Origin of the sequence: Ruixingdingia sedimenti, from assembly GCF_031432425.1 — a bacterium.
In the GTDB taxonomy this organism is placed as follows: domain Bacteria; phylum Pseudomonadota; class Alphaproteobacteria; order Rhodobacterales; family Rhodobacteraceae; genus Ruixingdingia; species Ruixingdingia sedimenti.
Genome location: NZ_JAVKPH010000056.1, coordinates 1 through 12,008, shown reverse-complemented (window position 1 = coordinate 12,008; position 12,008 = coordinate 1). Strand labels below are relative to the sequence as shown.

9 protein-coding genes are annotated in these 12,008 nt (G+C 69.3%); 5 read left to right on the top strand and 4 right to left on the bottom strand.

The window, feature by feature from the left end:
- Positions 1 to 584: 584 nt before the first annotated feature.
- Positions 585 to 1,040 (bottom strand): Lrp/AsnC family transcriptional regulator, encoded by a 456-nt coding sequence (locus RGD00_RS21910; protein ID WP_310459371.1) that lies wholly within the window; start codon positions 1,038 to 1,040, stop codon positions 585 to 587.
- A 134-nt stretch (positions 1,041 to 1,174) separates the two neighbouring features.
- On the opposite strand from RGD00_RS21910, the gene hppD reads away from it, so the two are divergent.
- The 3 genes from hppD to dacB all read left to right on the top strand — a co-directional run bounded on the left by hppD (position 1,175) and on the right by dacB (position 5,176).
- A complete protein-coding gene (gene hppD, locus RGD00_RS21905; RefSeq protein WP_310459370.1) occupies positions 1,175 to 2,269 on the top strand; it encodes a 4-hydroxyphenylpyruvate dioxygenase in 1,095 nt (364 codons plus the stop codon).
- 88 nt (positions 2,270 to 2,357) lie between these two features.
- Positions 2,358 to 3,674, top strand: coding sequence for an RNA polymerase factor sigma-54 (locus RGD00_RS21900; RefSeq protein ID WP_310459369.1), 1,317 nt, complete (start codon positions 2,358 to 2,360; stop codon positions 3,672 to 3,674).
- On the top strand, positions 3,671 to 5,176 hold the full coding sequence (dacB, locus tag RGD00_RS21895; RefSeq protein WP_310459368.1) for a D-alanyl-D-alanine carboxypeptidase/D-alanyl-D-alanine endopeptidase: 1,506 nt from the start codon (positions 3,671 to 3,673) through the stop codon (positions 5,174 to 5,176). Before RGD00_RS21900 ends, dacB begins: the two co-directional genes overlap by 4 nt.
- 43 nt (positions 5,177 to 5,219) lie before the next feature.
- Here the strand turns inward: dacB and RGD00_RS21890 are convergent, their stop codons facing one another.
- Positions 5,220 to 5,642, bottom strand: coding sequence for a tellurite resistance TerB family protein (locus RGD00_RS21890; RefSeq protein ID WP_310459367.1), 423 nt, complete (start codon positions 5,640 to 5,642; stop codon positions 5,220 to 5,222).
- Between the two features lie 113 nt (positions 5,643 to 5,755).
- On the opposite strand from RGD00_RS21890, the gene RGD00_RS21885 reads away from it, so the two are divergent.
- A complete protein-coding gene (locus RGD00_RS21885; protein ID WP_310459366.1) occupies positions 5,756 to 7,330 on the top strand; it encodes a lysine--tRNA ligase in 1,575 nt (524 codons plus the stop codon).
- A 114-nt stretch (positions 7,331 to 7,444) separates the two neighbouring features.
- On the opposite strand, the gene RGD00_RS21880 is transcribed toward RGD00_RS21885, so the two are convergent.
- Positions 7,445 to 8,347 carry a CHAD domain-containing protein gene (locus tag RGD00_RS21880; RefSeq protein ID WP_310459365.1) on the bottom strand — a complete coding sequence of 301 codons (903 nt, stop codon included), beginning with the start codon at positions 8,345 to 8,347 and terminating at the stop codon, positions 7,445 to 7,447.
- A 286-nt stretch (positions 8,348 to 8,633) separates the two neighbouring features.
- Here RGD00_RS21880 and RGD00_RS21875 point away from each other — a divergent pair, with 286 nt between their 5' ends.
- Positions 8,634 to 10,934, top strand: coding sequence for a glycosyl hydrolase family 28-related protein (locus RGD00_RS21875; protein WP_310459364.1), 2,301 nt, complete (start codon positions 8,634 to 8,636; stop codon positions 10,932 to 10,934).
- 60 nt (positions 10,935 to 10,994) lie between these two features.
- On the opposite strand, the gene RGD00_RS21870 is transcribed toward RGD00_RS21875, so the two are convergent.
- Entirely contained in the window at positions 10,995 to 11,486 is a 492-nt protein-coding gene (locus RGD00_RS21870; RefSeq protein WP_310459363.1) for a HugZ family pyridoxamine 5'-phosphate oxidase, read from the bottom strand.
- Positions 11,487 to 12,008 lie beyond the last annotated feature (522 nt).

Sequence of the window (12,008 nt, the reverse complement as noted above, 5' to 3'; positions counted from 1 at the left end):
ACGCTGGTCTCCATTGCAGATACCAGCTTGAATCACGATCACCGCGCCCGGTGAATCCCTTTTGTCAACACGCCCTAGGACCAATCGACATTCAGCCCATGGTCTGGCCGGGCGGGATCAGGAAGCGCACCGCGTTTCCCCCGCCCGTCGCGTGGCGGTACCGTTAGAGACGGAGACGCCGGGGGCTTTGGGCGCCCGGCCGGGGAAGCGCGATCTGATCGTGGTGGCGAAGGCACACGCCTTCGCCAACCAGTGCGTCGAGGCGGAATGTCGATCCGCCCTGGTTGCGGCCGGTCCGCGGTTCCAGCCCCGCTTGACCTTCGGGTGTTTCGATGCGAAAGTGAAGGCTCAGAAACCGCAGGCCAGTTGTTAACAAGCAGCTTGACTGCACCAAATAAGGGCAGGGCTACGGCCCTGCCTTTTTCTTTGCAGTCTTGTGCGCGGCATGCGGTTGCGCCGTGACTTCGGCCGCAATACCGGCGAAATTTCCGCCCCCTCCGGGAATGCCCTTCCCGCCCCATGCCGGAATTGTTCCGTAAGAAACGCGGTATTCGGAGCCCCGGGAGACGATGCCGCCGGAAAGCCTAGACCGGCAGGCCCGCGTCCGCCTTGGGCTGGTCCATCACGATCTGGCTTTGCACCCGGGCGACGGCGGGGTGGGGCAGCAGGCGGTGGTGGATCAGCCGGTTCAGCGCCTGAAGATCGGGGCACCAGACGCGCAGCAGGTAATCGGCCTCGCCGGTCAGGGTCCAGCAACTGACGATTTCCGGCAGCGTGGACACGAGGCGCGCAAAGCTCTGCGCGTTGTCGGCGTTGTGGGCGGCCATCTGCACCTGCACGAAGGCCTGCACCGTCAGCCCCAACCGCGCCGGGTCGAGCCGCGCGCCATAGCCCAGGATCACGCCCGCTTGCTCCAGCCGGGCGCGGCGGCGGGCGGCCTGGCTGGCCGACAGGTTCAGTTCCGCCCCCAGATCCTGCGCGGTGATGTCGGACCGGCGCTGGACGATGGCCAGCAGCCGGGAATCGGTTTCGTCGAACATGCGTGCAACCTGCATGATTTGTGTCGAATACAAGGATTGCGCGCAGGTAAGCGGCATTTCAAGCACAACTTTGCGCGCAACCCCCGCCCCGGCGGTGGGATACTGGGTCCAGCCAACGAACAGGGAGAACCACCATGGGCCCGTTCCCGCACGACGCCCCGCGCGCCACCATTTCCGACGCCAACCCCGCCGGCACCGACGGGTTCGAATTCGTCGAATTCGCCCATCCAGAGCCCGACACGCTCCGCGCGCTATTCACCCGCATGGGCTATGCCCTGACCGCGCGCCACCGGACGAAGGCGATCGAGCTGTGGCAGCAGGGCGACATCACCTATGTCCTGAACGACGAACCCGGCAGCCACGCGCGCCGCTTCGTCGAGGAACACGGGCCCTGCGCGCCCTCGATGGGCTGGCGCGTGGTCGATGCGCGCCATGCCTTCGACCATGCCGTGAAGATGGGCGCGACGCCCTGTGACGGCCCCGGCAAGGCGTTCGACTGGCCCGCGATCACGGGCATCGGCGGCTCGCTGATCTATTTCACCGACCGGTATGGCGAAGGCGCCAACCCCTATGACGGGTTCGACTTCATCGCGCGGCCCAAGCCCGAAGGCGTGGGCTTCCACTATCTCGACCACCTGACCCACAACGTCCACAAGGGCAACATGGATACGTGGTTCGACTTCTACGGCCGGCTCTTCAACTTCCGCCAGATCCGGTTCTTCGACATCGAGGGCAAGTATACCGGCCTTTTCAGCCGCGCGCTGACCTCGCCCTGCGGGCGCATCCGCATCCCGATCAACGAGGACCGGGGCGAGACCGGGCAGATCGTGGAATACCTCAAGCGGTACAAGGGCGAGGGGATCCAGCACATCGCGGTGGGCACCGACGATATCTACACCTCGGTCGACGCCATCGCCGAGCGCGGCGTGACCTTCATGCCCAAGCCGCCGATGGCCTATTACGAAATGTCCTTCGACCGGGTGAAGGGCCATGAGGAACCGGTGGAGCGGATGGCGAAGCACGGCATCCTGATCGACGGCGAGGGCGTGGTGGACGGCGGCGAGACGCGGATCCTGTTGCAGATCTTTTCCCGCACGGTCATCGGCCCGATCTTCTTCGAGTTCATCCAGAGAAAGGGCGACGACGGCTTCGGCGAGGGCAACTTCCGCGCGCTGTTCGAGTCGATCGAACAGGACCAGATCGAACGCGGGGTGCTGAAGGCGTCCTGAACCGCCCGCCGGTGGTGCGGGCGGAGGGGGCTTGCCGCGGGCGGCGGCGCTGCTAGGCTCTGTCCCGAGGCAAGGACCGGGGCGGGGGATGGCGCGGCTTGGCAATGGGGTGGCGATGCGCCAGAGGGCGCGGATCGCGCTGAGCCCCGCGATGCGGCAGGAACTCGACCTGCTGCGCATGACGAATGCCGAACTGACGCAGCATTTGCAGCGGCTGGCCGAAGCGAACCCCTGGATCGCGCTGTCGCGGCGGGCGGTGTTCGGGTCGGGGTTCGCCGCCGGGCAGGAGGGGCCCGCGCAGGCGGAGGTCGCGGCGGCGGGGCCCAGCCTTTACGCCCATGTGTCGCGCCATGTCGCGGCGCTGTTTCCGCCCGGGCCTGCGCGCGATCTGGCGCTGCATTTCCTCGACGTGCTGGAGCCTTCGGGCTGGCTCGGCGCCCCGGTGGCCGAGGTCGCGCGGCGGGCGGGGGCGGGCGAGGCCGAGGCGCTGGCGGTGCTGGCGCGGTTGCAGCGGATCGAGCCGCGGGGGCTTTTCGCCCGGTCGCTGGCCGAATGCCTGCGGTTGCAGGCCGAGGAGGCGGGCGAACTGGACGCGGTGATGGCGGTGCTGCTCGACCGGCTCGACCTGCTGGCGGCGGGGGATCTGGCGACGCTCGCCCGGCTGGCGGGGGTGGCGGAGGCCGAGGTCGCCGCCCGCGCCCGTGCGCTGCGCCGCCTGGATCCCAAGCCCGGCGCGCATTTCGCCGCCGCGCCCGCGCCGCCCCCGGCCTGCCCCAAGGCGCCCGATCTGCGGGTGGTGCGGGATGCGGGCGGGGACTGGCAGGTGATGCTGGACGATCTGTCGCTGCCGCTGGCCACATTGCGCGATGGCCCGGCCGAGGATCGCGCCCGCCGCGAGGCTGCGCGGGTGCTGGCCATGGTCGAACGGCGCAACGCCACGCTGTTGCGGATCGTGGCGGCCATCGCGCAGCGTCAGGCGGCGGCGCTGGAGGGCGGGGCGGAACGGCTGCGCCCCCTGCGGCAGGCGGATCTGGCCGAGGATCTGGGGCTGCATGAAAGCACCGTCAGCCGGGCGCTGGCCGGGCTGCGCATCGGCACACCGGGCGGCGAGATGCCGGTGACGGCGTTCTTTTCCGGGACGGCGGCGGATGGGGTTGCGGTCGCGCAGGTGCGCGCCGCGCTGGCGCGGCTGGTGGCGGCAGAGGATCCGGCGGCGCCCCTGGGCGATGGCGCGCTGGCCGAACGGCTGGCGGATGAGGGGCTGGCGGTCGCGCGGCGCACGGTGGCGAAGTACCGCGGCCAATTGGGCATCCCCCCCGCCGCGGCCCGGGCACGGGACGGGGCACAGGACGGGACGCGCGCGGCTTGCGAGTCGGCGGCGCCATCGGCTAGGCTGCGGGCATGAGCGCATCTGACCATTTCACGCGCCGCGGGGTTCTGGCGGGGCTGGCGGCCGCCATGGCCGCCCCCGCGCTGGCCGAGCCGCCCACGCGATCTCTCCGCCCGATGCCGCGCCCGGGGGCGGTGCGGCTGGCCGCGCCCGCCGTGGTGCGGGCGCCGCAGGTGCAGGTCGCGGGGGCCGATGCGCTGATCGCCGCGGCACGGCTTGGCGGGCGGGTCGGCTTTGCGGTGCGCGACGGCAATACCGGCGCGCTGCTGGAAGGCTTCGACGCCGACCTGCCGTTGCCGCCGGCGAGCGTGGCCAAGACGGTGACGGCGCTCTACGCGCTCGACCGTCTGGGGGCGGGGTATCGCTTCGCCACCCGTCTGCTGGCCACGGGGCCGGTCGCGGGCGGGCGGGTGCAGGGGGATCTGGTGCTGACCGGCAGCGGCGATCCGACGCTGACCAGCGACACCCTGGGCGATCTGGCCGCGGCGCTGCGGGCGCGCGGGGTGCGGGGGATCACGGGGCGGTTCCTGGTGCATGGCGGCGCCCTGCCGCATATCGCCGCGATCGCCGCCGACCAGCCCGACCATGTGGGCTACAATCCGGCGGTGTCGGGGCTGAACCTGAACTTCAACCGCGTGCATTTCGAATGGAAGCGGGCGCAGAAGGGCTGGCAGGTCAGCATGGACGCCCGCGCCGACCGGTTCGTGCCGCAGGTGCAGATGGCGCGCATGCGCGTGGTCGACCGGCAGGCGCCGCTGTTCACCTATGCGCAGGAGGGGCGGCGCGAAAGCTGGACGGTCGCGGCGGCGGCGCTCGGCAAGGGGGGCAGCCGCTGGTTGCCCGTGCGCCAGCCGGAGCTTTACGCCGCCGAGGTGTTCCAGACGCTGGCCCGCGCGCAGGGGATCGACCTGCCCGAGCCCCGCACCGCCGCCGGCGCGGTGCAGGGCACCGTTCTGGCCGAAGCCGCCAGCGCGCCCTTGCAGGTCATCCTGCGCGACATGCTGCGCCATTCCACCAACCTGACGGCAGAGGTCGTGGGGCTGGCGGCATCGGGCGCCGGGGGGCTGGCGGATTCGGGGGCGCGCATGTCGGCATGGCTGCGCGCGCGCCATGGCGTGGCGCCGCGGTTCGTGGACCATTCGGGCCTGGGGGCGGCCTCGCGCATTTCGGCGGCGGATCTGTCGCTGGTGCTGGCGCAGGTGGGCGCGGGCGGGCCACTGCGCCCGATCCTGCGCGATTTCGCCCTGCGCGACGACCGCGGCCGGCCGATGAAGGCCGGGCCGGTGACGGTCGCGGCCAAGACCGGGACGCTCAACTTCGTCTCGGGGCTGGGGGGCTATGCCACGATGCCGTCGGGCCGGGTGCTGTCCTTCGCCATCTTCGCCGCCGATGTGGCCCGACGCGACCGGCTGTCGGCGGCAGAACGGGAACGGCCCGCGGGCGGCGCGGAATGGACGCAACGCGCGCGGGTGCTGCAAAGCCGCCTGATAGAGCGGTGGGCGGCCGTCTACGGCTGAGGCGAAGCCGGGGCGCGGGGGCCCCGGCCCGCGGACGCAGCGCCTAGAGCGTCAGGTGGCGTGCCCGCGCGCCGCGTTCGATGGCGGCGGCATGCAGGCGGTCGATGTTCAGTTCGTGCCGGATTTCCTCCAGCATGCGCAGTTCGGTTTCCCCCAGCTTGCCGTCCGAGGCCGCCACGTCGCAGGCCAGCGCATAGGCGGTTTCGTTCAGCCGTTCGGGCAGCGTGTCGCGGATCAGGCCGAAGAGGGCATCGAGCCCGTCCTCCACCTCGAACAGGTCGAACACCGTCTGCGCCAGTTGCCGCAGCCGGTCGGTGTCATAGCCCGCGAATACCGGCAGATAGTTCACGATCTGCTGGATCGCCAGCAGTTCCGAGGTGCGCATGTTCTCATCCGAGGCCGAGACCGCGATCATCAGCGCCGCCAGCGCATCCTGTGGGCTGAGCGAGGGGGTGGTGGGGCTCACCTGGCATTCCTTTCTGTCCTGTTGCGGCGCAGAATATTGACCTGCGCCCGCCCCGGCAATAGGACGCGGGGGTTGCGCGGGCATGGGGCCTGCGCGCGGATGAGGATGCGCCGATGTCCAGTTTGCGTGACGCCGCGATGAAATCGAAAGCCTGGCCCTTCGAAGAGGCCCGCCGCATCCTCAAACGGTACGAGAAGGCGCCGCCGGAAAAGGGCCATGTGCTGTTCGAGACCGGCTATGGCCCCTCGGGCCTGCCGCATATCGGCACCTTCGGCGAGGTCGCGCGCACGACGATGATCCGCCGCGCCTTCGAGGTGATCAGCGACATTCCGACGCGGCTGATCTGTTTCTCGGACGACCTCGACGGCATGCGCAAGGTGCCCGACAACGTGCCGAACCAGGCGATGCTGCATGAAAACCTGCAACGCCCGCTGACCTCGGTCCCCGATCCGTTCGGGCAGTACGAAAGCTTCGGCCACCACAATAACGCGATGCTGCGCCGGTTCCTCGACACCTTCGGGTTCGAATACGAATTCTACTCGGCCACCGAATTCTACAAGTCGGGCCGGTTCGACACCGTGCTTCTGCGCGCCGCCGAACGCTATGACGCGATCATGGAGGTGATGCTGGCCAGCCTGCGCGAGGAACGCCAGCAGAGCTATTCGTGCTTCCTGCCGATCCACCCGGAAACGGGCCGTGTGCTCTATGTGCCGATGAAAGAGGTGAACGCCAAGGACGGCACCATCACCTTCGACGACGATACGGGCCGCGAATGGACGCTGCCGGTGACGGGCGGGCAGGTGAAGCTGCAATGGAAGCCCGATTTCGGCGCCCGGTGGGCGGCGCTGGACGTGGATTTCGAGATGTACGGCAAGGACCACAGCACCAACACCCCGATCTACGACCGCATCTGCGAGATCCTTGGCGGGCGCAAGCCGGAGCATTTCACCTATGAATTGTTCCTCGACGATCAGGGGCAGAAGATCAGCAAATCCAAGGGCAACGGGCTGACCATCGACGAATGGCTGACCTATGCGGCCACGGAAAGCCTGTCCTATTTCATGTATCAGAAGCCCAAGACCGCCAAGCGGATGCATTTCGACGTGATCCCCAAGGCGGTGGACGAATACCACCAGCAGTTGCGCGCCTATCCCGGCCAGACGCTGGAAAACCAGCTGGCCAATCCCGTCTGGCATATCCATGGCGGCAACCCACCCGCGTCGGACATGGTGGTGCCCTTCGGCATGCTGCTGAACCTTGCCAGCGTGGCCGGGGCGACGGACGCCAAGGGGCTTTGGGGTTTCATCAAACGGTACGCGCCCGAGGCGAGCCCCGGGACGCATCCGCAGCTCGACAAGGCCGCCGGATTCGCGGTGCGCTATTTCACCGACTTCGTGGCCCCCAAGCGCCAGTTCCGCGCGCCGACCGATCAGGAACGCGCGGCGATGGAGGATCTGCTGGCCCGCCTGCGCGTATGGGAAGGGACGAACGATGCCGAGGCGCTGCAAAGCCTGTGCTTCGCCGTGGGCCGGGACCACGGGTTCGAGAACCTGCGCGACTGGTTCAAGGCGCTTTACGAGGTGCTTCTGGGTGCCTCCGAGGGGCCGCGCTTCGGCGGGTTCATTGCGCTTTACGGCGTGAAGGAAACCGAGGCGCTGATCGAGGGCGCGCTGGCGCGGCAGGGCTGAGGGCTGGCGGGGCGGGGGCTTTGGTCCCCCTGCCGGTCCCGCGACTATCCGCAGACTGTGGCGAAGGCGGTGGCTTTCGCCAGCCCACGCGGCAGGGCTGAATGTCGGCCGGTGCTAATCCCGGTCCTGGCGCCAGACCTCCCACCAGACGGACCAGCGGTCGGTCAGCAGGTCCTCGGGCCCTGCGAAGAGCCGCCGGCCCAGCACCAGCGCGCGGCGGGCGAGGTCGCGGCGCGTTTCCATCCCCGCGGCGGCAAGGGCGGCCTGCGTTTCGGGCCAGTCGGCGGCGAGCGGCAGGATGTGGTGCAAGAGTACGTCCATGTCGTTGTGATCGCCCAGCAATTCGCCAAGGGCATCGGCGGCGGCCAGATGCGGGGCCATCATCTCGGGCCAGATCGGGGTCAGCAGGCGGGCCTGATACCAATGCGCCTTGGCGCGCTTGCGCCAGTCGTGGAAGGGCGCGGCGTCGAAATCGCCGCCATATTCCGCCCGTGCCGCCTTCATCGCGCGGCGCGCCCGCCGCCATGTCAGCGCGAGCCCGGGGGCGAGCGTGTCGAAGCCGTCGCCCCGGATGCGCCAGTCGCCGACGCCCGCGCGCAGGTCCAGCAGCGCCTCGCGGAAGGCGGCGAGGGCGGCGTCGCCGGCGTCGGGGCTGTGCTGCGCCCCGGCCGCCAGCGCGGCGGATATGGCGGCGGTTGCCTCTGGTGCGGCGGTGGGGGCGAGGGGGACAAGGCGGGCAAAGGCGGCGCGGCGCACCTCGGCGTCGCGCAGGGCGGAAATGCCCCGGGCGGTGTCGCGCAACGCCGTGTTCTGTCTGGAAAAATCACGGAACTGCGGTTCCACCAGCCGCAAAAGGCCGCGCAGCTTCTTCACCCGCTTGCGCAGGCTGTGCACCAGCAGGCCCTGCGGCAGCGTGGCCTCGCGCAGGTCGGCCAACGCGTTGTCGATCTGTTCGGCGGCGATGCGGCGCACGCCGGCGGCCGGGGACTTGTCGGACAGGGTGAAATGGTAAGGCATGCGGTCCCCGGGGTTGCGTTCGGGCGCATCTGACACCGCGATGGTAATGGTTTTGTGACACCACCGCGACGGGGCCGCGCAGGGGCCGCACAGGGGCCACGGCGGCAACCTGCGCGCGCCCGGTTCATGCGTGGTTAACGCCGGCCTGCTAGCCCTGTCGCGTCAGGGCGGATCGTCCGGCATATCCCCGAGAGCAAGCGGTGATGCGGTGCGCGGCCCGGCCCGGGGGCGCGCATCGGCCGGGCGCCCTGCGGGGCGTGACAGGAACGACGCGAGGGTTTGCGCGATGAACAAGGCGATTACCGACGGGCTGGTGCTGATGCCGCCCCCGTTCTCGGCCGGGCTCGGCCTGTGGTCGAGCGAGGATGGCACGCCCGGCTCTGCCAGCTATCAGGGCGCGGCGAACGCGGCCTTCGTGGCGGCGGACCAGGATTTCGGCGGCTGTCTGGAACTGCTCAAGACGCAGGGCACCCAGAAGCTGCGCCACATGGGCCAGACGCCGGTGCAACCGGGGATGTACCTGCGCGTCACGGCGCGGGTCAAGGCGCTGTCGGGCAACCTGCCCTCGGTGCGGATCGCCGCCTGGGCGGGCAATGCGCAGGGGGGCAACGCCGGTTCCGTGCCGCAGACCGGCCCCGCCGTCGCGCTGACCGCCTATGGCGAGGTGGTGACGGTGCAGGCCATCATCGGATCGGGCACGCGCACGGGCGTGACGATGGCCTGGGGCACGGAGCCGGCCTATGCGCATGTGGGGCTGGACCTGACGGGCGCGAACGGCGGCGTGGTGCGCATCGACGACATAGAGGTCGAGGACGTGACCGAGGTCTTCCTGCGCAACATGCTCGACGTGGTGGACGTGCGCGATTTCGGCGCGCGCGGCGACGGGGTGACGAACGACTATGCCGCCTTCGTCGCCGCCGACGCCGCGGCGGCGGGGCGCACGGTGCTGGTGTCGGGGGGGACGTACCGGATCGGCGCGAACCTCACCATCGCCTCGCCGGTGCGGTTCCAGGGCACGCTGGTGATGGAAGAGGCGACGCGCCTTGCGCTTTTGCAGAACTACGACCTTGCGACCTATGCCCGGGCCTTCGGGGATGAGACCCAGGGTTTCCGCAAGGCGTTGCAGGTGCTGTTCCATTCCATCGACCATGTGACGCTCGACCTCAACGGCCGCAGGGTGGATATTTCCGCCCCGGTGGATGTGGCGGCGCTGGCGGGGTTGACGGGGGGCAGTTTCGCGCAGCGCCGCCTGATCACCAACGGCCAGATCGGCGCGCGCAACAGCGCCGCCTGGGACGACACCGTGGTCACGTCCGAGGCGACCTATTCCACCGCGCAGCCCTATCTGCTGACCGCCGTGGCCAATGTCGCCAACATCCCCGTCGGCGCGCGCGTCAGCGGCATGGGCGTGGCGCGGGAAACCTATGTGCGCGCGGTCAACGTCGCCGCCGGCACGGTGGAACTGAGCCTGCCGCCCGGTTTCACCCCCGGCACGCGGGTCTATACCTTCACCCGCTACAAATACCTGCTGGATTTCAGCGGCTTCGGCCGACTCGACAAGTTCGAGCTGACGGATATCGAGTTCCAGGGCGACGGGCGGGCGAGCACGGTGATGCTGCCGCCCTCGGGCACCATCTTTCGGGTGCATGGCTGCGTGTTCAACAAGCCCAAGGACCGCGCCATCACCTCGATCGGCACCGGCTGTCAGGGCATGCTGATCGACGAATGCCAGTTCCTGTCGAACGAACAGGGTGTCCGGGTGCAGGACCGGACCACCGTCTGCCTCAACGTCAACGCCAATGACGTCAAGCTGCGCGACAACCGCTGCGTGCGTTTCGCCCATTTCGCGGTGATGCACGGATCGGGCCATATGTTCATCGGCAACCACTTCTTCCACGGCGACGCCGAAAGCCCGGGCGTGCGGCGCGCGGGGGTGGTGCTGAGCGGGATCAACATCAAGACGCTGATCACCGGCAACTATGTCGACAACTGCTTCATCGAGATGACCAACGAACGCGAACCGGACCCCAACTGGGTCAGCCAGTTCTCGTTCGGGGGGCTGACGATCACCGGCAACATCTTCACCGTGAACGATGTCGTCCCGTCCTTTTCCTGGCTGGTCGTCACGCCCTGCGGGTCGGGCCATTTCATCCAGGGGCTGTCGATCACGGGCAACACCTTCCGCACGCTGAACGGCACGATCGACCGGGTGGAAAAGGTGGATACGACCTGGGCGGTGCTGGAATACAGCCGGTTCCGCAACATCGTGGTGCAGGGCAACAACTTCAACGGCATCACCTCGGCGATGCACAACCCGGTGACGGTCAGCCACCAGCAGAACACCGCCGCCACGACCTGGGCGGTGGACGGGTCGGCCGCACTGCCCTTCGGGGGATGGGCGCGCCATGTGCAGGCGGTGGTGGCCGAAGGTTCGATCACCACGCCCGCGCCGGGGGCGACGACGCGGTTCGACATGCCCTATGTGCAGCTCGAACAGGGGCCGGAGCGCAAGCTGATCAACCTGCGCTGGCCGGTTGCGGTGCTGGGCCGGGTGCAGGTGACGCTGCGGGTGGATGCGCCGGTCTGACCGGCGCCACCGGGACGGAGGGGGCGGCGGGGCCGGGCGCGGGATGCGCCCGGCCCCTTCTCATGCCAGCAGGTCGGCGGGGTGCAGCGCGTAGGCGCGGGCGAAACCGCCGTTCAGCACCGCCGAGACGGGGTGGAACAGCACGAAGCTGAAATCGGCGAAATCGGCGTAAAGCGTGGCCTTGGGCCGCGCGGCGAGGTAATGGGCGCGCAGGTCCGCCCGTCCCGGCGCGTCGGGGGCGACGAATTCCGCCCGGGCGCGCAGGCTGAGCCGCGGATGCGTCAGCGGATCGCCCCTGTCCCCCGGTTCGCCCAGCAAGAGCGCGCAGGCGGGGTTTTCGCGCAGCGCCCGGCAATGGACCGCAAGGCCGGATATCAGCGACACCGGCACCCCGCCCGGGGCCGGCGCCAGTGCGATGCGGCTGACGAAGGGGGCGCCGGTGCCGGGCTCGATCACCGCCAGCGCGGCGTGGCGGGCCTCTGCCAGCAGGCTGCGGGCCAGCGCGCGGGCGGTGTCGTCGGCGGGGGCCACGGGGTCTGGCGGCTGTGTCATCGGGGCCTCCTGCGGCGGAACGGGCCTGTGATGGCAGTGCCCCGGCAGCCGCGCAATGATTCGCGTCAAAGGCGAATCACGGCGCAACATCTTGTCCCTGCCGCGCGCGCCACCGCCCTGTCTGGTTGGTCGCCGCTCTGGCGGGGCCGGGGCGGAGATCTTTTCCGTTCACGGCCCTGTGACAGGAAAACACAGGAAAACCCGCGTCTTGTTTTCGCCTTCATGACAGGAATTTTCAGAATTGACAGGTTGTGCGTCAAGAAATTTTCAGAAAAAACGATTGTACAAAGGTGGTTACATGAAAATTGACTATGCGTTACAGTGGCCATGGGAAGGAGGCCGCGGCTCTGAGGAGGGTTGCGGCGGATGCGGCCCCCGGCCGCAGCCATCACGGGAGGAACCATGTCCGATCACGCTCTGGCCGCGGTCCGCCGCGCCTCGCCGCAATTCACGTCCACGGCGCACCTTGACGCTGATGGCTACGCGCGTCTGTATGCGTCGTCGGTGTCGGATCCTGCGGGG